The organism is Cupriavidus sp. DB3, from assembly GCF_020418465.1.
Lineage (GTDB): Bacteria > Pseudomonadota > Gammaproteobacteria > Burkholderiales > Burkholderiaceae > Cupriavidus > Cupriavidus cauae.
Window position 1 is genome coordinate 1 of the sequence record NZ_JAIZPL010000012.1, and the last position, 19,689, is coordinate 19,689.

The window sequence follows — 19,689 nt, forward strand, 5'->3', positions numbered from 1 at the left end:
CGCCGCCGTCAGCGTCGTCTTGCCGTGGTCAACGTGACCAATCGTACCAACGTTCACGTGCGGCTTGGTCCGCTCGAACTTTTCCTTTGCCATTTTCTTCAGCTCCTAATGGAATGCAGTCTTGTGGATTCATCACGCCGCCACGCCCTGGCGGGCGCAGCGGCATACAGCCTGTTTACTTGCCCTTGGCCGCCATCACTGCTTCGGCGATGTTCTTCGGTGCCTCGGCGTAGTGCTTGAATTCCATGGTGTAGGTGGCGCGGCCTTGCGTGGCCGAGCGCAGCGCGGTCGAATAACCGAACATTTCCGACAGCGGGACTTCGGCCTTGATGATCTTGCCGCCGCCAACCATGTCGTCCATGCCCTGCACGATGCCGCGGCGGGACGACAGGTCGCCCATCACGGTACCGGTGTAGTCTTCCGGCGTTTCCACTTCCACGGCCATCATCGGCTCGAGCAGAACCGGGCTGGCCTTGCGCATGGCTTCCTTGAAAGCCATCGAGCCGGCCATGCGGAACGCGTTTTCGTTCGAGTCCACGTCGTGGTACGAACCGAACGTCAGCGTGACCTTCACGTCCACCACCGGGAAGCCCGCCAGGACACCGGCCTGCAGCGTGTCGCTGATACCCTTCTCGACCGCCGGGATGTATTCGCGAGGAATCACACCGCCCTTGATGGCGTCGACGAACTCGAAGCCCTTGCCCGGCTCCTGCGGTTCCAGCGTGATCACGGCGTGGCCGTACTGGCCGCGGCCGCCCGACTGCTTGACGAACTTGCCTTCGACGTCCTCGGCCTTCTTGCGGATGGTTTCGCGGTAGGCCACCTGCGGCGCGCCGATGTTGGCTTCCACGCCGAATTCGCGCTTCATGCGGTCGACCAGAATTTCGAGGTGGAGCTCGCCCATGCCCGAAATGATGGTCTGGCCCGATTCTTCATCGGTACGCACGCGGAACGACGGGTCTTCGGCGGCCAGGCGGTTCAGGGCGATGCCCATCTTTTCCTGGTCGGCCTTGGTCTTCGGCTCGACCGCCTGCGAGATCACCGGCTCCGGGAACACCATGCGCTCGAGCACGATCGGTGCCGACGGATCGCACAGCGTGTCGCCCGTGGTGGCATCCTTCAGGCCCACCGCGGCGGCGATGTCGCCGGCCAGCACTTCCTTGATTTCTTCGCGCTGGTTGGCGTGCATCTGCAGAATACGGCCCAGACGCTCCTTCTTCTGCTTCACCGGGTTGTACACGGTGTCGCCCGAATTGATCTTGCCCGAGTAGACGCGGAAGAAGATCAGCTGGCCGACGAACGGGTCGGTCATGATCTTGAACGCCAGCGCCGAGAACTTCTCGTTGTCGTCGGCCTTGCGCTCGAGCTTCTTCTCGTCGTCGCTTTCGTCCACGCCCTTGACCGGCGGAATATCGACCGGCGACGGCAGGAAGTCGATCACGGCGTCGAGCATGCGCTGCACGCCCTTGTTCTTGAACGCGGTGCCGCACAGCATCGGCTGGATTTCGCAGGCGATGGTACGGTCACGCAGCGCCTTGACGATCTCGGCGCGGGTCAGCTCTTCGCCGCCCAGGTACTTTTCCATCAGCTCTTCGCTGGCTTCGGCGGCGGACTCGACCATCTTCTCGCGCCATTCGTCAGCGGTCGCCTGCAGCTCGGCCGGGATGTCCTTGTATTCGAACTTCACGCCCTGGCTGGCTTCGTCCCAGATGATCGCCTTCATTTCCAGCAGGTCGATCACGCCCTGGAAGCCGTCTTCAGCGCCGATCGGCACCACCACGGGCACCGGGTTGGCCTTCAGGCGGGTCTTCAGCTGCTCGTAGACCTTGAAGAAGTTGGCACCGGTACGGTCCATCTTGTTGACGAAGGCCAGACGCGGCACGCCGTACTTGTTGGCCTGACGCCAGACGGTTTCCGACTGCGGCTGCACGCCGCCCACGGCGCAGTACACCATGCAGGCGCCGTCCAGCACGCGCATGGAACGCTCCACCTCGATGGTGAAGTCCACGTGGCCCGGGGTGTCGATGATGTTGAAGCGGTGCTCGGGGTAGTTGCCGGCCATGCCCTTCCAGAAGGCGGTGGTGGCAGCGGAGGTGATGGTAATACCACGCTCCTGCTCCTGCTCCATCCAGTCCATCGTGGCGGCGCCATCGTGCACTTCACCGATCTTGTGGTTCACACCGGTGTAGAACAGGATGCGCTCGGTGGTGGTGGTTTTACCCGCGTCAATGTGAGCCGAGATACCGATATTGCGGTAACGCTCGATGGGAGTCTTACGAGCCACTTTAATCCTCTAATTCGTCAGTGAGGCGCCGGCATCTCTTGGCCTACGCCCCTAACACAAACGGGCGAGATGTGTAAAAACACAGCCCGCCCGGCAACCAACTGCGAATCCCGCGCGCTTTAGAAGCGGAAGTGCGAGAACGCCTTGTTGGCTTCGGCCATGCGGTGCACTTCGTCGCGCTTCTTCATCGCGCCGCCACGACCTTCCGCTGCCTCAAGCAGTTCGCCAGCCAGGCGCAGCGCCATCGACTTCTCGCTACGCTTCTTCGCGGCCTCACGCAGCCAACGCATCGCCAATGCCAAACGACGCGACGGACGGACTTCGACCGGAACCTGATAGTTGGCGCCACCGACGCGGCGGCTCTTCACTTCCACCACCGGCTTCACGTTGTTGATCGCAACGGAGAACACTTCGATGGGGGCCTTGCCTGCCTTCTTTTCGATCTGGTCGAACGCGCCATAAACGATGCGCTCGGCAACCGACTTCTTGCCGTCCAGCATCAGCACGTTCATGAACTTGGCAACTTCGACGTTACCGAACTTCGGATCAGGCAGGATTTCCCGCTTGGGGACTTCACGACGACGTGGCATCTTCTTTCCTTTGGATTCAGTTGAGTGCGGGTTCTTCCGCGCTCTGGCCACCAACTAGCTTGCCTTCCTGCGCCAAGGGCGCGGCAAATTCGCCGGGTGGACCACTTACTCGACGGCACGGCGCAGCAAACTGGCCGTTGTACCGCCGCTTGTTGACAGCAACATGACGCTGAGCGCCAGCCACCATCGCTTGTGTTGCAGGCTCAGGCAGCCTTCGGACGCTTCGCGCCGTACTTCGAACGCGCTTGCTTGCGGTCCTTGACGCCTTGCAGGTCGAGCGAGCCGCGCACGATGTGGTAACGCACACCCGGCAAGTCCTTGACACGACCACCGCGGATCAGCACGACCGAGTGTTCCTGCAGGTTGTGGCCTTCACCGCCGATATACGAGATGACCTCGAAACCGTTGGTCAGACGCACCTTGGCGACCTTACGCAGTGCCGAGTTCGGCTTCTTCGGCGTGGTGGTGTACACGCGGGTGCACACGCCACGGCGTTGGGGGCAGTTCTCAAGCGCCGGGCTCTTGCTCTTGATGACTTCAGAGACGCGCGGCTTGCGAACCAGTTGGTTGATAGTTGGCATTGTTCAATCCAGCTTGGTTTTACAAAAAAACACCGCTTCGGCGACGAACCGGCGGCACGCCAGCAAGCGCGACGACGATCGACGAAACGGTAGGACGGGTTTTGGGCGGGAGCAGGTGAGCAGAACGCTCTGGGACGGGACTGTGTGAACAACCAGACTTGCCAAAGAGCGCGAGCTCGCCTGGGATCCCGCTGGGCCGGCCAGGTCGGCGATGACCTGTCTGCCGGGGCGATCGCCGGACACTGGGTGCTACCAAACGACGCGCGAGCGAAATCCGAAGCCAAAAACTCGAATCCGGCATGCTAGCAGCGCACCGATCAGCGGTCAAGCGGTTTACCTGCAGCAAATCGCTTTATGAGACGGCCGCCCCCGCCGGTGTCGTGTAGGACCTCCGGGATCCGGCAACCCGCCTGCGGCCGGGCCGCAGTTCATGCCTTCTGCAGCACTTCCAGCAGCTCGTCGCCATAGCGTTCCAGCTTGGCCGCGCCGATACCCGGCACCTCCGCCAGTTCCGCCATGCTGTCGGGCGCGCTGCGCGCCAACTGGGCCAGCGTCGCATCGTGGAAGATCACATAGGCCGGCACGCCGTGCTCCCGCGCGGTTTCGGCGCGCCAGCGCCGCAGCGCCTCCCAGTTGGCCAGCGCCTGTTCGTCCATCTGCGCGGTATGGTCGACGCGGTTGCCGCGCCCGGCGCTGCCACGCTCGCCCCGGGCCGGCTTGCTGACCTGGCGGCGCAGCGTGATGCTGGTCTCGCCCTTGAGCACCGCGCGCGCCGATTCGCCCAGCAGCAGGGCCCCGTGGCCGCCATGGTCGATCACCAGCAGGCCGTGCGCGATCAGCTGGCGGAAGATGGCATGCCACTCGGACACCGACCGGTCCGCGCCGATGCCGAAGGTCGACACCTTGTCGTGGCCCCACTGGCGGATCTTCTCGGTGGCGTTGCCGCGCAGCACGTCGATCAGATGCGTCGCGCCGAAGTGCACGCGGCTGGCCTGGGCGGTGCGGTAGACGCAGGACAGCGCCATCTGCGCCTCGCGCGTGCCGTCCCACGTGGCCGGCGGCTCCAGGCAGGTATCGCAGTTGCCGCAGGGCTCGCTCGCCTCGCCGAAATACGCGAGGATGCGCACGCGCCGGCAGCCGGCGGTCTCGCACAGGCCCAGCAAGGCGTCGAGCTTGGCCGACGACACGCGCTTGTGCGCTTCGTCGGCCTCCGATTCGTCGATCATCCGCTTCTGCTGCACCACGTCGCCGAGGCCATAGGCCATCCAGGCATTGGCCGGCAAGCCGTCGCGCCCGGCCCGGCCGGTCTCCTGGTAATAGCCCTCCATGCTCTTGGGCAGGTCGAGGTGGGCGACGAAGCGGACGTCCGGCTTGTCGATGCCCATGCCGAAGGCGATCGTGGCCACCATCACCAGCCCTTCCTCGTCGCGGAAGCGCGCCTGGTGCTGCTGCCGCACGGCCGCGTCCATGCCGGCGTGGTACGGCAGCGCATTGATGCCGTGGCCGCGCAGCCAGTCGGCGGTCTCCTCGACCTTGCGGCGCGACAGGCAGTAGACGATGCCGCTGTCGTGCGTGCCGTCCGCGGCCATGTGCTCGGCCTTGATGAAGGCCAGCAGCTGCTGGCGGGCGTTGTCCTTCTCGACGATGCGATAGCGGATATTGGGACGATCGAAGCTCGACAGGAAGACGCGCGCATCGTCCAGCGCCAGGCGCTCGACGATCTCCTGCCGCGTCACGTCATCCGCCGTCGCGGTCAGCGCGATGCGCGGCACCTGCGGGAAGCGCTCGTGCAGCACCGACAGCTGGATGTATTCCGGCCGGAAGTCGTGGCCCCACTGCGACACGCAGTGCGCCTCGTCGATCGCGAACAGGCCCACGCGGGTGCGGTCGAGCAGGTCCTGGAAGCGCGGCGTCATCAGCCGCTCCGGCGCGACGTACAGGATCTCGAGGCGCCCGGCCAGCAGGTCGCGCTCGACCGCCGAGGCCTCCGTGCCGGTCAGCGTGGAGTTCAGCACCGCGGCCCGCACGCCGGCTTCGGTCAGCGCGGCGACCTGGTCCTGCATCAGCGCGATCAGCGGCGACACGACGATGCCGACGCCATGGCCGGCGCGCTGGCGCAGCAGCGCCGGAATCTGGTAGCACAGCGACTTGCCGCCGCCGGTCGGCATCAGCACCAGGCAATCGCCGCCCTCGGCCACGTGCTCGATGATTTCCGCCTGGCGGCCGCGGAAGGCGTGATAGCCGAAAACATCCTTCAGAATCGCCAGGGCAAGGGACATAGCAACTGCGGAAACGGGGCAACGGATCGGAAAGGCGTAACCATACCACCGCACCGGCTTCCGATCGCTTCGAATCGTGACGGCGCCCGCCATCGTCGGCCATCGCCGCGCCGGCGTGGCATCCCGCCTCGCCGCGCCCTGCTGCGCCACTGCTGCGCCCCTGCCGTGCTCCTGCCGTGCTCCTGCCGTGCTCCTGCCGTGCTCCTGCCGTGCTCCTGCCGCGCCCCTGCCGCGCCCCTGCCGCGCGCGTCGGCTGCCACGCGGATACGGCCGCCGGAATCAGGTCTTCGCCGTATCACACCCCAACGTCGCGGATTTTCGATTTTCGTCTGGTACTTGCGTGGCGGACGGTGATGTATTCGAGAATCCCAAGGCGGCTCCGGAAACCGTAAGACAGCGCCCCGTTGCGACGACGAAGATCTGCCTCGTCCAATCGTTGTTCAAGCAACGATGACGACGATCAGAACCATCGCAGTGTTTTGGACGCGGTCTTTTGGACGCGGCCTTTTGGAGTTTCCTGGAGCTTTCCCATGCTTGTCTCGCCCATTTCCCATCCCCAACACCCGGTCCAGCCGCTCGCGACCGCGGCGCAGGAGTCGAACCTCGTCGGCGCCGCCGAGGCGGCTGCCGTCAGCGCCGGCGGCGACCTGGACCTGTTCGCCGCCGCGAAGTTCTACCGCGAAAAGGCCGATGAACTGGCGAAGCTGTCGCAGCAGAGCGGCAACTACGAAACCGCGACGCTGAGCGATTCGGAGATCAAGTCGCTGCGCAACGCGGGCGTGCCGATCGATGCCCTCCTGAAGCAATATGGCCAGAAGCTGGGCTCGCGCGAGTTCGGCGTGCTGTCCGACCTGATCATGAAGACGCTGGAGAAGCCGGTTGGCTTCGCCGCCGGCGATGCGGTCCCGGCGCAGTCGGCGGCGATCACCGTAGCGGCGCGCGCCTACGTGTAAGCGGCATCGCGCGTTTGGTCCTGGCGTTGACTCCAACGTCAGGCGGCCAAAAAAAAGCCCGGTGCGATTTCTCGCACCGGGCTTTCACTACTGGCTTGCTGCTGCGGCCGTACTGCAGCGGCCATACTACAGCGACCGTACTACAGCGGCCTCGCTACAGCCTCTTTGCCGCAGCGTTACCGCATCGGCCTCAGACCGCCGGCGTATCGCCGCCGTTCTCGGTGGTGGCATGCACCTCCGACGGCTCCATGAAGAGCGACTGCTCTTCTTCGGAGATCGCCTGCGCGCGTTCGCGCTCGGCCGCCTCGCGCGCCTTGCGGGCGCGGTGGTAGGCCAGGCCCGTACCGGCCGGGATCAGGCGACCCACGATCACGTTTTCCTTCAGACCGCGCAGGTCGTCGGTCTTGCCCATGATCGCGGCTTCGGTCAGCACGCGCGTCGTTTCCTGGAACGATGCCGCCGAGATGAAGCTGTCGGTCGACAGCGACGCCTTGGTGATACCGAGCAGCAGGTTCTCGTAGGTTGCCGGACGCTTGCCTTCCGCGATCACGCGGTCGTTCTCGTCCAACAGCTCCGAGCGCTCCACCTGTTCACCCGGGATGAACTTGGTGTCGCCGACATCGACGATCTGCACACGGCGCAGCATCTGACGCACGATCACTTCGATGTGCTTGTCGTTGATCTTCACGCCCTGCAGACGATAGACGTCCTGCACCTCGTCGACGATGTAGTGCGCCAGCTCCTCGATGCCCTTCAGGCGCAGGATGTCGTGCGGATCCGCCGGACCCTCGACGATCATCTCGCCCTTGTTCACCACCTGACCGTCGTGGACCAGCACCTGCTTTTCCTTGGCGATCAGGAACTCGTGCGCATTGCCGTCGAGGTCGGTAATGACCAGACGCTGCTTGCCCTTGGTGTCCTTGCCGAACGACACGGTACCGGTGACTTCCGCCAGCACGGCGGCGTCCTTCGGCGAACGCGCTTCGAACAGCTCGGCCACGCGCGGCAGACCACCGGTAATGTCGCGGGTCTTCTGCGACTCGGTCGGGATACGCGCCAGCACTTCACCGACGTGCACCTGCTGGCCGTCCTTGACGGTGATCAGCGCGCCGACCTGGAAGCCGATGGTCACGGAGTGGTCCGTGCCCGGAATCTTGACTTCCTGGCCGTTGGCGTCGAGCAGCTTCACCTGCGGGCGCAGGCCCTTGGTGGCAGCCGTACGGCGCTTGGCGTCGATCACGACCAGCGTCGACAGACCGGTAACCTCGTCCATCTGCTTGGCGACGGTCACGCCTTCTTCGACGTTCTCGAACTTGATCGTGCCCGAGTACTCCGACACGATCGGGCGCGTCAGTGCATCCCAGGTCGCCAGTTGCGTGCCCGCCTTGATCGCCTGACCGTCCTGCACCAGCAGCGTGGCGCCGTACGGGATCTTGTGGCGCTCGCGCTCGCGGCCGTGGTCGTCGGTGATCAGCGCCTCACCCGAACGCGAGATCACGATCAGTTCGCCCTTGGCGTTGGTCACGTAGCGCATCGTCGCGGTGAAGCGCACCGTACCGGTGGCCTTCGCTTCGACGCTCGAGGCGACCGCCGCACGCGATGCCGCACCGCCGATGTGGAACGTCCGCATCGTCAGCTGCGTGCCCGGCTCGCCGATCGACTGCGCGGCGATCACGCCGACCGCTTCGCCGGTGTTGACCAGCGTGCCGCGGCCCAGATCGCGGCCATAGCACTTGGCGCACAGGCCATAGCGCGTGTCGCACGACAGCGGGGTGCGGACCTTGACCTCGTCCACGCCGATCTGGTCGATCAGGTCGACCAGGTCTTCGTCCAGCAGCGTGCCGGCCTCGATCGCGGTTTCCTGCGTCTCGGGGTTGACCACGTCCGACACCGTCACGCGGCCCAGGATACGGTCGCGCAGCGCTTCGATGACTTCACCGCCTTCCACCAGCGCCTTCATCGCGACGCCGTTGGTGGTGCCGCAATCCTCCTCGACCACCACCAGATCCTGCGTCACGTCGACCAGACGACGGGTCAGGTAACCCGAGTTCGCGGTCTTCAGCGCGGTATCGGCCAGGCCCTTACGTGCACCGTGGGTCGAGATGAAATACTGCAGAACGTTCAGGCCTTCGCGGAAGTTCGCGGTAATCGGCGTCTCGATGATCGAGCCGTCCGGCTTGGCCATCAGGCCACGCATGCCGGCCAGCTGACGGATCTGCGCCGCGGAACCCCGTGCGCCCGAGTCGGCCATCATGTAGATGGAGTTGAACGACTCCTGCTTGACGGTGTTGCCGTTGCGGTCGACCACGTCCTCGTGCTGCAGCTGCTCCATCATCGCCTTGCCGACCTGGTCGCCGGCGGCGCCCCAGATGTCCACGACGTTGTTGTAGCGCTCCTGGTCCGTCACCAGACCCGACATGTACTGCTTGTCGTATTCCTTCACCTTGGCCGCGGCGTCGGCGATGATCTTTTCCTTCTGCGGCGGCACCAGCATGTCGTCGATCGCGATCGAGATACCGGCGCGCGTGGCCAGGCGGAAGCCCGACTGCAGCAGCTTGTCGGCGAAGATCACCGTCTCGCGCAGGCCGCACTTGCGGAACGCGGTGTTGATCAGGCGCGAGATTTCCTTCTTCTTCAGCGGCTTGTTCAGCACCGAGAAAGGCAGGCCCTTCGGCAGGATCTCGGACAGGATCGCGCGGCCGACCGTGGTGGCCTGCAGCGTGATCTTCGGCGCGAAGCGCGCGTCGCCCTCGGCGTCCTTGTCGACCAGCTCATACTCGGTGATGCGCACGTTCACGCGCGAAGCCAGTTCGACTTCCTTGTTCTCGTAGGCGCGGATCACTTCGCTGACGTCGGCGAAGGTCATGCCCTCGCCCTTGCCGTTGATCTTGTCGCGGGTGGTGTAGTACAGGCCCAGCACCACGTCCTGCGACGGCACGATCGACGGATCGCCGTTGGCCGGGAACAGCACGTTGTTGGAGGCCAGCATCAGCGTGCGGGCTTCCATCTGCGCTTCCAGCGACAGCGGCACGTGGACGGCCATCTGGTCACCGTCGAAGTCGGCGTTGAACGCCGCGCAGACGAGCGGATGCAGCTGGATCGCCTTGCCTTCGATCAGCACCGGTTCGAAGGCCTGGATGCCCAGGCGGTGCAGCGTCGGCGCGCGGTTCAGCATCACCGGGTGCTCGCGGATCACCTCTTCGAGGATGTCCCACACGACCGGGGTCTGGCTTTCGACTTCCTTCTTGGCCGCCTTGATGGTGGTGGCGATGCCCATCGTTTCCAGCTTGTGGAAGATGAAGGGCTTGAACAGCTCCAGCGCCATCAACTTGGGCAGGCCGCACTGGTGCAGCTTCAGCGTCGGGCCGACCACGATGACCGAACGGCCCGAGTAGTCGACGCGCTTGCCCAGCAGGTTCTGACGGAAACGACCGCCCTTGCCCTTGATCATCTCGGCCAGCGACTTCAGCGGACGCTTGTTGGCGCCGGTCATCGCCTTGCCGCGACGGCCGTTGTCCAGCAGCGAGTCGACCGCTTCCTGCAGCATGCGCTTTTCGTTGCGCACGATGATTTCAGGGGCCTTCAGCTCGAGCAGGCGCTTCAACCGGTTGTTGCGGTTGATCACGCGGCGATACAGGTCGTTCAGGTCCGAGGTCGCGAAGCGGCCGCCGTCCAGCGGCACCAGCGGACGCAGCTCGGGCGGCAGCACCGGCAGCACTTCGAGGATCATCCACTCGGGCTTGATGCCCGAACGCTGGAAGGCCTCGAGCACCTTCAGGCGCTTGGCGTACTTCTTGATCTTGGCTTCGGAACCGGTGGCCTGCAGCTCGGCGCGGATCTGTTCGATCTGCTTCTCGATGTCGATGCCGCGCAGCAGTTCACGGATGCCCTCGGCACCCATCATCGCCACGAATTCGCCCTCGCCGTACTCCTCGCACTTCGCGATGTAGTCGTCCTCGGACATGATCTGGCTCTTCTTGAGCGGAGTCATGCCGGGCTCGAGCACCACGAACGCTTCGAAATACAGCACGCGCTCGATGTCGCGCAGCGTCATGTCGAGCACCATGCCCAGACGCGACGGCAGCGACTTCAGGAACCAGATGTGCGCGGTCGGCGCGGCCAGTTCGATATGGCCCATGCGCTCGCGGCGCACCTTCGCCAGCGTCACTTCGACGCCGCACTTCTCGCAGATCACGCCACGGTGCTTCAGGCGCTTGTACTTGCCGCACAGGCACTCGTAGTCCTTGATCGGACCGAAGATCTTGGCGCAGAACAGACCGTCGCGCTCGGGCTTGAACGTCCGGTAGTTGATGGTCTCCGGCTTCTTGACTTCGCCGTACGACCACGAACGGATCTTCTCGGGCGAGGCCAGCCCGATCTTGATCGCGTCGAACTGCTCTTCCTGCTGAACCTGCTTAAAGAGATCGAGCAATGCTTTCATTGCAACTCCTTGTTTCGCCGCCGGCCCGAGGTAACGGGCCGCCGGCATTCATCCTGTGGGAAATCCGCCGGAGACGGCGTGACTGCCGCCTCCGTTCCGATCTGTCGATCAATAGCGATCCAGGTCGATATCGATACCCAGCGAGCGGATTTCCTTCACCAGCACGTTGAACGACTCCGGCATGCCGGCATCGATCGAGTGCTCGCCCTTGACGATGTTCTCGTACACCTTGGTACGGCCGTTCACGTCGTCGGACTTGACCGTCAGCATTTCCTGCAGCACGTAGGAGGCGCCGTACGCTTCCAGCGCCCACACTTCCATCTCGCCGAAACGCTGGCCGCCGAACTGCGCCTTGCCGCCCAGCGGCTGCTGGGTGACGAGCGAGTACGGACCGGTCGAACGGGCGTGCATCTTGTCGTCGACCAGGTGGTGCAGCTTCAGCATGTGCATCACACCCAGCGTGACCGGACGCTCGAACGCCTCGCCGGTGCGGCCGTCGTACAGCGTGACCTGCTGCTTCGACGCCGTCAGGCCCATCTCCTTGGCCACGTCGTCCGGGTAGGCCAGATCCAGCATGCGGCGGATCTCCTGCTCGTGCGCACCGTCGAACACCGGGGTCGCGAACGGCACGCCCTTCTTCAGGTTTTCCGCCAGCTCCAGGATCTCGGCGTCGCTCAGGCTGTCGAGGTCTTCCGGCTTGCCGCTCTCGTTGTAGATCTGAGCGAGCAGCGCACGGATTTCCTGCGCCTTGGCCTGCGCCTTCAGCATCGCGCCGATACGCTGGCCCAGGCCACGCGAGGCCCAGCCCAGGTGGGTCTCGAGAATCTGACCCACGTTCATCCGCGACGGCACGCCGAGCGGGTTCAGCACGATGTCGGCCGGGGTACCGTCCGCCATGTAGGGCATGTCCTCGATCGGCACGATCTTCGACACCACGCCCTTGTTGCCGTGACGGCCGGCCATCTTGTCGCCAGGCTGCAGGCGGCGCTTGACGGCCAGGTAGACCTTGACCATCTTGATCACGCCCGGGGGCAGCTCGTCGCCCTGGGTCAGCTTCTTGCGCTTTTCCTCGAAGGCCAGGTCGAACTCGTGGCGCTTCTGCTCGATGGCTTCCTTGACCGCCTCGAGCTGGGCCGCGACTTCCTCGTCGGCCGGACGGATGTCGAACCAGTGGTACTTGTCCAGATCGTCCAGGTACTCCTTGGTCAGCTTCGCGCCCTTGGCCAGCTTCTTCGGACCGCCGTTGACGGTCTTGTCGATCAGCAGGCGTTCCAGACGCTGGAAGGCATCGCCCTCGACGATACGCAGCTGGTCGTTCAGGTCCAGGCGGTAGCGCTTGAGCTCGTCGTCGATGATCGACTGCGCGCGCTTGTCGCGGGTCACGCCCTCACGGGTGAAGACCTGCACGTCGATCACGATGCCGCTCATGCCCGAGGGCACGCGCAGCGAGGTGTCCTTCACGTCGGACGCCTTCTCGCCGAAGATCGCGCGCAGCAGCTTCTCTTCCGGCGTCAGCTGGGTCTCGCCCTTGGGCGTGACCTTGCCGACCAGCACGTCGCCGGCCTCGACCTCGGCACCGATGTAGGTGATGCCGGACTCGTCCAGACGGGCCAGTTGCGCTTCGGCCAGGTTCGAGATGTCGCGCGTGATTTCCTCGGGTCCGAGCTTGGTGTCGCGGGCGACGACCGACAGCTCCTCGATGTGGATCGAGGTGTAGCGGTCTTCGGCAACGACGCGTTCCGAGATCAGGATCGAGTCTTCGAAGTTGTAGCCGTTCCAGGGCATGAACGCGACCAGCATGTTCTGGCCGAGCGCGAGCTCGCCCAGGTCGGTCGAGGCGCCATCGGCGATCACGTCGCCGCGGGCCACATGGTCGCCTACCTTGACCATCGGACGCTGGTTGATGTTCGTGTTCTGGTTCGAACGCGTGTACTTGATCAGGTTGTAGATGTCCACGCCGACTTCGCCGGCCACGGCTTCGTCGTCGTTGACGCGGATCACGATACGGTTCGCGTCGACATAGTCGACCACGCCGCCACGGGTCGCCTGCACGGCGGTGCCCGAGTCGACCGCGACGGTGCGCTCGATGCCGGTGCCGACCAGCGGCTTGTCCGGACGCAGACAAGGCACGGCCTGACGCTGCATGTTCGCGCCCATCAGTGCACGGTTCGCGTCATCGTGCTCGAGGAACGGCACCAGCGAGGCTGCCGCCGACACGATCTGCGACGGCGCCACGTCGATGTACTGCACGCGGTCCGGCGTGACCATGCGGGTCTCGCGCTCGCTGCCTTCGCGCGCCGACACCAGTTCGTCGATCAGGTTGCCTTCGGCGTCGACCGTCGCGTTGGCCTGCGCCACCACGTACTTGCCTTCCTCGATCGCGGACAGGTAGTCGACCTGGTCGGTCAGCTTGCCGTTCTCGACCTTGCGGTACGGCGTTTCCAGGAAGCCGTATTCGTTCAGGCGGGCGTACAGCGCCAGCGAGTTGATCAGACCGATGTTCGGACCTTCCGGCGTTTCGATCGGGCACACGCGGCCATAGTGGGTCGGGTGCACGTCGCGGACTTCGAAGCCCGCGCGCTCGCGCGTCAGACCGCCCGGGCCCAGAGCGGACACGCGGCGCTTGTGCGTGATCTCGGACAGCGGGTTGGTCTGGTCCATGAACTGCGACAGCTGCGACGAACCGAAGAACTCGCGGATCGCCGACGAGATCGGCTTCGAGTTGATCAGGTCGTGCGGCATCAGGTTCTCGGTCTCGGCCTGGCCCAGACGTTCCTTGACGGCGCGCTCCACGCGCGACAGGCCGGCGCGGAACTGGTTCTCGGCCAGTTCGCCGACGCAACGCACGCGGCGGTTGCCCAGGTGGTCGATGTCGTCGACTTCGCCCTTGCCGTTGCGCAGGTTGACCAGGATCTTGATGGTCTCGAGGATGTCCTCGTCCTGCAGCACCATGCTGCCCTCGCCGCTCGGGCGGCCCAGGCGGCTGTTGACCTTCATGCGGCCCACGCGCGACAGGTCGTACGACTCCTCGCTGTAGAACAGGCGCTGGAACAGCGCTTCGACGGCGTCCTCGGTGGGCGGCTCGCCCGGGCGCATCATCCGGTAGATCGCGATACGGGCCGCGGTCTGGTCGGCGGTGTCGTCGGTGCGCAGGGTCTGCGAGATGTACGGACCCTGGTCCAGATCGTTGGTGTACAGCGTCTGGATCTGCTTGACGCCGGCTTCGCGCAGCGACTCGAGCAGCGTTTCGGTCAGCTCGTCGTTGGCGTTGGCGATCACCTCGCCGGTATCCGGGTCGATGATGTTCTTGGCCAGCACGCGGCCCAGCAGATAGTCTTCCGGCACGCTGATCAGCTTGGTGCCGGCGGACTCCAGGTCACGGATGTGCTTGGCGTTGATCCGCTTGTCCTTCTCGACCACGACACGGCCGTTCTTGTCGGCGATGTCGAAGCGCGCGACTTCGCCGCGCAGGCGCTCGGGCACGAACTCCAGCTGCGCGCCTTCGGCCTGCAGCGTGAAGTTGTCGAACACGAAGAAGTGCGCGAGGATCTGTTCCGGCGTCAGGCCGATCGACTTCAGCAGGATCGTCACCGGCATCTTGCGGCGGCGGTCGACGCGGAAGTACAGGATGTCCTTCGGGTCGAACTCGAAGTCCAGCCACGAGCCGCGGTACGGAATGATCCGTGCCGAGAACAGCAGCTTGCCCGAGCTGTGCGTCTTGCCCTTGTCGTGCTCGAAGAACACGCCCGGCGAACGGTGCAGCTGCGAGACGATCACGCGCTCGGTGCCGTTGATCACGAACGAGCCGGTCGAGGTCATGAGCGGAATCTCGCCCATGTAGACTTCCTGCTCCTTGACCTCCTTGACCTTGCCCGGATTCTCGCGATCGTTGATGATCAGGCGAACCTTGGCGCGCAGGGCCGAATGGAAGGTCAGGCCACGCTGCTGACATTCCTTGACGTCGAACGGCGGGTTGGACAGGTGATACGACACGAACTCCATACGGGCGAGCCCGTTATGGGAGACGATGGGGAAAATTGCGTTGAAGGCCGCTTGCAGGCCTTCGCTCTTGCGACGCGCGGGTGGCGTATCCGCTTGCAAGAACTGGGTGTACGATTCGATCTGGGTGGCTAGCAGGAATGGAACCTGGTGAACCGTCGCGCGCTTCGCAAAGCTTTTGCGAATGCGCTTCTTTTCGGTGAAGCTGTACGCCATGGGATCTCCGAATCATCGCAGGGCTGGCTGGACCTGACCGGCGCCTGAGGTGTTCAGCGACTGGGAGGGGATTTGGCGGTTGGCCGCTACCAACCTCTGGCTGACGGTGTCCGCACGCTGCGAACCGGCGCCATCATCCACGCGCGCCGGTCCGGGGAACACCCGACCAAACTTGTCTTCTGCAGTCGGTTCAGAAGACAAACATCAGCAGCAACCGCTTAGTGTGCCACTGATGTTTGGCCTCTGCTGCGGCCCGGAGGTTCACCCCGACGCCGAGTAGGCAATGCATCACTTCTCGCGCGAATGAGTGTCCAATAAAACACACATCACAGAAGCGCAAAAAGGCTGGCGCCGGGATTTCCCCTTTGCCAGCCCCACCCGCGTGCCGGAGGGCACGCGAAAACTGCTTACTTGATTTCGACCTTCGCGCCGGCGTCTTCCAGCTTCTTCTTGGCCTCGTCGGCAGCAGCCTTGTCCACGCCTTCCTTGACGGGCTTCGGTGCGCCATCGACCAGGTCCTTGGCTTCCTTCAGGCCCAGGCCGGTGATTTCGCGAACGGCCTTGATCACGCCAACCTTGTTCGCGCCGACTTCAGCCAGCACGACGTTGAACTCGGTCTTCTCTTCGGCGGCAGCGCCAGCGCCAGCAGCGCCCGGAGCGGCAGCCACGGCCATCGCGGCGGCGGACACGCCAAACTTCTCTTCGAACGCCTTGACCAGGTCGTTCAGTTCCATCACGGACATCGCGCCAACGGCTTCGAGGATGTCGTCTTTGGTGATTGCCATTTGGAAATACTCCTAGATTTGATTCGGTATCGGTATTGCGATCGGGACGAGCCTGGCCTTAGGCCGCGGCGCCTTCCTCGGCGGGGGCACCTTCGCTCTTCTTCTCGGCCAGCGCGGCCAGCAGGCGGGCAAAGCCCGACACCGGCGCTTGCATGACGCCAAGCAGCTGAGCAATCAGTTGGTCGCGGCTCGGGATCGAGGCCAGCGCCTTGACGGCGTTGACGTCGAGCACCTTGCCGTCGAACGACCCGGCGCGCAGGACCAGCTTGTCGTTGGTCTTGGCGAAGTCGTTCAGAACCTTGGCCGAGGCCACTGCATCTTCGGAAATCCCGTAGATCAGCGGACCGGTCAATTGCTCCGCGAGCGCGGCAAACGGCGTACCTTCCACGGCGCGGCGAGCCAGCGTGTTCTTCAGAACGCGCAGGTAGACGCCTTGCTCGCGGGCGGTGGCACGCAGCTTGGTCAGATCGCCAACCGTGATGCCGCGATATTCGGCCACGACGATGGTCTGGGCTTTGGCGACTTGCGCCGACACCTCAGCAACGACGGCCTTCTTATCTTCAATATTGAGTGGCACGGTTAAGCTCCAAAACGATGCGCGGTGCTCCGGCGACGGAGGACCTTGCATCAGTCCAAACGAACGGCGTCCGATTGGCCCGAATCACCCGGGGATCTCGCCCCGGACCATTCCAACCTTCGGGTTCGCCATCTACGCTGGCGGGCGGGGTGCCGTCACCTTGTTGCCGTGTACGGTCCCACCAATTAAGGCCATGCCGCACCGAAGCGCGAACATGACCGCCAGCGGTCTTTGATAACCAGCGGGACCGGCGGCTGGCGCCGGCACCACTGCCCAAAGCCTTTCTCTGGCCCGCCCTGGCGGGCCGGTCCCGGCGCAGTGCCGAAACCTCGAATGCTTTGCCGACCGGTGTTATCGGGTCCGGTCGGCCAATTGACCGCATATGGCCAGCCGCTTAGGCGGCCAGCGAAGCCTGATCGACGCGAACGCCCACGCCCATGGTCGAGGAGACCGCGATCTTGCGCAGGTAGACGCCCTTGCTGGTGGCCGGCTTGGCCTTGACCAGCGCGTCGATCAGCGCCGACAGGTTGGTCTTCAGCGCGGCGTCCTCGAACGAACGGCGGCCGATGGTCGCGTGGATGATACCGGCCTTGTCGACACGGAACTGGACCTGACCGGCCTTGGCGTTCTTCACGGCCTGGGCCACGTCGGGGGTCACGGTACCGACCTTCGGGTTCGGCATCAGGCCGCGCGGGCCGAGAATCTGGCCCAGCGTACCGACGATACGCATCGTGTCCGGCGAAGCGATCACGACGTCGAAGTTCAGGTTGCCGGCCTTGACCTGCTCGGCCAGGTCTTCCATGCCGACCACGTCGGCGCCGGCGGCCTTGGCCGCTTCAGCCTTCTCGCCCTGGGCGAACACCGCCACGCGGACCGACTTGCCGGTACCGGCGGGCAGCACCACCGAGCCACGGACCACCTGGTCCGACTTCTTGGCGTCGATGCCCAGCTGCACGGCGACGTCGATCGACTCGTCGAACTTGGCCGACGCGCATTCCTTGACCAGGCCCAGCGCCTCGTCGATCGGGTAGAACTTGGTGCGCTCGATCTTGGCCTTGTTGGCCGCTACGCGCTTCGAAACCTTAGCCATTTACAGACCCTCCACGGTGATACCCATCGAACGGGCCGAGCCCGCGATGGTGCGCACTGCCGCGTCCAGATCGGCGGCGGTCAGGTCGGCGTTCTTGGCCTTGGCGATGTCTTCAGCCTGGGCGCGGGTGATCTTGCCAACCTTGTCGGTGTGCGGCTTGGCCGAACCCTTGGTGATGCCGGCAGCCTTCTTGATCAGCACGGTGGCCGGCGGCGACTTCATCACGAAGGTGAAGCTCTTGTCGGCGTAGGCGGTAATCACCACCGGCACCGGCAGGCCGGGTTCCATACCCTGGGTCTGCGCGTTGAACGCCTTGCAGAACTCCATGATGTTCAGGCCACGCTGACCCAGTGCCGGGCCCACGGGCGGGGAGGGGTTCGCTTTACCAGCCGGGATCTGCAGCTTGATAAAGCCAATAATCTTCTTGGCCATCTTTACTCCAATCCGGACCGCTGCACGTCAGGCAGTCGATCCTGTTGAGTCGTAACGCGCTGTCGCCGGCCGCCGGTGGCGGACCTGGCCTCACGCTCCTCTTGTGCCCCTTGCGGGGCGTCGCTGGTCGGACTGCCGAAGGCGGCGCGACCCTGCGAATCCTGTGACGATCAGACCTTCTCGACCTGGCCGAACTCGAGCTCGACCGGGGTGGCGCGACCGAAGATGGTCACCGAGACGCGCAGGCGCGACTTCTCGTAATTGACCTCTTCCACGTTGCCGTTGAAGTCGGTGAACGGGCCGTCCTTGACGCGCACCATTTCGCCCACCTCGAACAGCGTCTTGGGCCGCGGCTTTTCGACGCCTTCCTGCATCTGCGTCATGATCTTGTCGACTTCCTTCTGGGAAATCGGACTCGGGCGGTTACGCGCGCCGCCGACGAAGCCGGTCACCTTGCTGGTGTTCTTCACCAGAGGCCACGTCTCGTCGGTCATCTCCATTTCCACGAGCACATAGCCCGGGAAGAAGCGCCGCTCGGTCACCGAACGCTGACCGCCCTTCATTTCGATCACTTCCTCGGACGGCACCAGGATGCGTCCGAACTTGTCCTGCATCTCCGCGCGCTCGATGCGTTCCTGCAAGGCGCGCTGCACGCTCTTCTCCATGCCGGAGTAAGCGTGGACCACGTACCAGCGCTTCTTCGAAGGCGGCTGCGTAGGAGTGGATTCCTGCTTTGCGTCGTCCGTCATGTCCTTTCCCTTATTTCCAGCCCAGCACGAGGGAGAAGATCACCCACTCGATCAGTTTGTCGGCAGACCACAAGAACAGCGCCATCACGACGACGAAGACGAACACCAGGCCCGTCATCTGTCCGGCTTCCTTGCGGGTCGGCCACACCACCTTGCGGACTTCCCGGTACGATTCCCTGGCGAACCCCACGAATTCCTTGCCCGGTGCGGACACCAGCGCGACGATCACGCCGAGCACGAGGCCCGCGAACAGCGCGGCGCCGCGCACGTAGGCAGGCTGCTGCGCCAGCGCGTAGAAACCGATCACGCCGGCCACCACGAGCAGCACGGCCACGCCCAGCAGCCACTTGCCACTGGAGGTGTTGACGGTTTCGACGTTGGGATTGGCCATGTTTCGCAAACGAGACTAAGCCGCGTCACGATGGATCCTCTGTGGATCCGCCCGACGCGGCTGATTGAATTGGCAGGGGCAGAGGGAATCGAACCCCCAACCTTCGGTTTTGGAGACCGACGCTCTGCCAGTTGAGCTATACCCCTAAAACAACTTTGGGGTCGGCTGGAGCCAACCCCACTGGCGGCAAACGCGGCCGGTTGGTGCCGCGTTTGCTGTCGTGACTGCTTAGTCCAGGATCTTGGCGACGACGCCGGCGCCGACGGTGCGGCCGCCTTCACGGATGGCGAAGCGCAGGCCTTCTTCCATCGCGATCGGGGCG

The 19,689-nt window shown here is 64.4% G+C and carries 14 protein-coding genes, 1 tRNA gene and 1 pseudogene; 1 reads left to right on the forward strand and 15 read right to left on the reverse strand.

Annotated features, from left to right (window positions below):
• The 5 genes from K7G19_RS24695 to recQ all read right to left on the reverse strand — a co-directional run.
• Nucleotides 1–93, reverse strand: a 93-nt coding sequence (locus K7G19_RS24695; protein WP_018003793.1) for a GTP-binding protein, incomplete at its 3' end; no start/stop codon positions are given.
• 82 nt (nucleotides 94–175) lie between these two features.
• On the reverse strand, nucleotides 176–2,284 hold the full coding sequence (fusA, locus tag K7G19_RS24700) for an elongation factor G (RefSeq protein WP_149319748.1): 2,109 nt from the start codon (nucleotides 2,282–2,284) through the stop codon (nucleotides 176–178).
• Nucleotides 2,285–2,403: 119 nt separating this feature from the next.
• A complete protein-coding gene (gene rpsG, locus K7G19_RS24705; protein WP_006576502.1) occupies nucleotides 2,404–2,874 on the reverse strand; it encodes a 30S ribosomal protein S7 in 471 nt (156 codons plus the stop codon).
• Nucleotides 2,875–3,077: 203 nt separating this feature from the next.
• On the reverse strand, nucleotides 3,078–3,455 hold the full coding sequence (gene rpsL, locus K7G19_RS24710; protein WP_006576501.1) for a 30S ribosomal protein S12: 378 nt from the start codon (nucleotides 3,453–3,455) through the stop codon (nucleotides 3,078–3,080).
• Nucleotides 3,456–3,883: 428 nt separating this feature from the next.
• Entirely contained in the window at nucleotides 3,884–5,734 is a 1,851-nt protein-coding gene (gene recQ / locus K7G19_RS24715) for a DNA helicase RecQ (RefSeq protein ID WP_226109638.1), read from the reverse strand.
• Nucleotides 5,735–6,264: 530 nt separating this feature from the next.
• Between recQ and K7G19_RS24720 the strand changes: the two genes are divergently transcribed.
• Nucleotides 6,265–6,687: a hypothetical protein gene (locus tag K7G19_RS24720; RefSeq protein ID WP_226109640.1), complete on the forward strand. Its 423-nt coding sequence runs from the start codon at nucleotides 6,265–6,267 to the stop codon at nucleotides 6,685–6,687.
• Nucleotides 6,688–6,877: 190 nt separating this feature from the next.
• On the opposite strand, the gene rpoC is transcribed toward K7G19_RS24720, so the two are convergent.
• The 10 genes and pseudogenes from rpoC to K7G19_RS24770 form a co-directional block, all read right to left on the reverse strand.
• Nucleotides 6,878–11,128, reverse strand: coding sequence for a DNA-directed RNA polymerase subunit beta' (rpoC, locus tag K7G19_RS24725; RefSeq protein WP_149319751.1), 4,251 nt, complete (start codon nucleotides 11,126–11,128; stop codon nucleotides 6,878–6,880).
• Between the two features lie 108 nt (nucleotides 11,129–11,236).
• On the reverse strand, nucleotides 11,237–15,343 hold the full coding sequence (gene rpoB, locus K7G19_RS24730; RefSeq protein WP_149319752.1) for a DNA-directed RNA polymerase subunit beta: 4,107 nt from the start codon (nucleotides 15,341–15,343) through the stop codon (nucleotides 11,237–11,239).
• 407 nt (nucleotides 15,344–15,750) lie between these two features.
• Nucleotides 15,751–16,128 (reverse strand): 50S ribosomal protein L7/L12, encoded by a 378-nt coding sequence (gene rplL / locus K7G19_RS24735; RefSeq protein ID WP_149319753.1) that lies wholly within the window; start codon nucleotides 16,126–16,128, stop codon nucleotides 15,751–15,753.
• 58 nt (nucleotides 16,129–16,186) lie between these two features.
• On the reverse strand, nucleotides 16,187–16,705 hold the full coding sequence (gene rplJ, locus K7G19_RS24740) for a 50S ribosomal protein L10 (RefSeq protein ID WP_023264956.1): 519 nt from the start codon (nucleotides 16,703–16,705) through the stop codon (nucleotides 16,187–16,189).
• Between the two features lie 394 nt (nucleotides 16,706–17,099).
• Nucleotides 17,100–17,795: a 50S ribosomal protein L1 gene (gene rplA / locus K7G19_RS24745; protein ID WP_149319754.1), complete on the reverse strand. Its 696-nt coding sequence runs from the start codon at nucleotides 17,793–17,795 to the stop codon at nucleotides 17,100–17,102.
• Entirely contained in the window at nucleotides 17,796–18,227 is a 432-nt protein-coding gene (gene rplK / locus K7G19_RS24750; RefSeq protein ID WP_053822688.1) for a 50S ribosomal protein L11, read from the reverse strand.
• Nucleotides 18,228–18,397: 170 nt separating this feature from the next.
• Entirely contained in the window at nucleotides 18,398–18,976 is a 579-nt protein-coding gene (gene nusG, locus K7G19_RS24755) for a transcription termination/antitermination protein NusG (protein ID WP_226109642.1), read from the reverse strand.
• 10 nt (nucleotides 18,977–18,986) lie between these two features.
• Complete coding sequence (gene secE, locus K7G19_RS24760) at nucleotides 18,987–19,367, reverse strand: preprotein translocase subunit SecE (RefSeq protein ID WP_149319755.1); 381 nt, start codon at nucleotides 19,365–19,367, stop codon at nucleotides 18,987–18,989.
• Nucleotides 19,368–19,437: 70 nt separating this feature from the next.
• Nucleotides 19,438–19,513 (reverse strand) — tRNA-Trp (locus tag K7G19_RS24765).
• Nucleotides 19,514–19,595: 82 nt separating this feature from the next.
• A pseudogene (locus K7G19_RS24770) lies at nucleotides 19,596–19,689 on the reverse strand (elongation factor Tu); the annotation flags it as partial.

What these genes read in the sequence shown, in the direction of transcription:
- rplA (WP_149319754.1), bottom strand. Translation starts at nt 17,795, where the DNA reads ATGGCTAAGGTTTCGAAGCGCGTAGCGGCCAACAAGGCCAAGATCGAG.
- rpoB (WP_149319752.1), bottom strand. Translation starts at nt 15,343, where the DNA reads ATGGCGTACAGCTTCACCGAAAAGAAGCGCATTCGCAAAAGCTTTGCG.
- K7G19_RS24720 (WP_226109640.1), top strand. Translation starts at nt 6,265, where the DNA reads ATGCTTGTCTCGCCCATTTCCCATCCCCAACACCCGGTCCAGCCGCTC.
- rpsG (WP_006576502.1), bottom strand. Translation starts at nt 2,874, where the DNA reads ATGCCACGTCGTCGTGAAGTCCCCAAGCGGGAAATCCTGCCTGATCCG.
- secE (WP_149319755.1), bottom strand. Translation starts at nt 19,367, where the DNA reads ATGGCCAATCCCAACGTCGAAACCGTCAACACCTCCAGTGGCAAGTGG.
- rplK (WP_053822688.1), bottom strand. Translation starts at nt 18,227, where the DNA reads ATGGCCAAGAAGATTATTGGCTTTATCAAGCTGCAGATCCCGGCTGGT.
- recQ (WP_226109638.1), bottom strand. Translation starts at nt 5,734, where the DNA reads ATGTCCCTTGCCCTGGCGATTCTGAAGGATGTTTTCGGCTATCACGCC.
- nusG (WP_226109642.1), bottom strand. Translation starts at nt 18,976, where the DNA reads ATGACGGACGACGCAAAGCAGGAATCCACTCCTACGCAGCCGCCTTCG.
- rpoC (WP_149319751.1), bottom strand. Translation starts at nt 11,128, where the DNA reads ATGAAAGCATTGCTCGATCTCTTTAAGCAGGTTCAGCAGGAAGAGCAG.
- rplL (WP_149319753.1), bottom strand. Translation starts at nt 16,128, where the DNA reads ATGGCAATCACCAAAGACGACATCCTCGAAGCCGTTGGCGCGATGTCC.
- rpsL (WP_006576501.1), bottom strand. Translation starts at nt 3,455, where the DNA reads ATGCCAACTATCAACCAACTGGTTCGCAAGCCGCGCGTCTCTGAAGTC.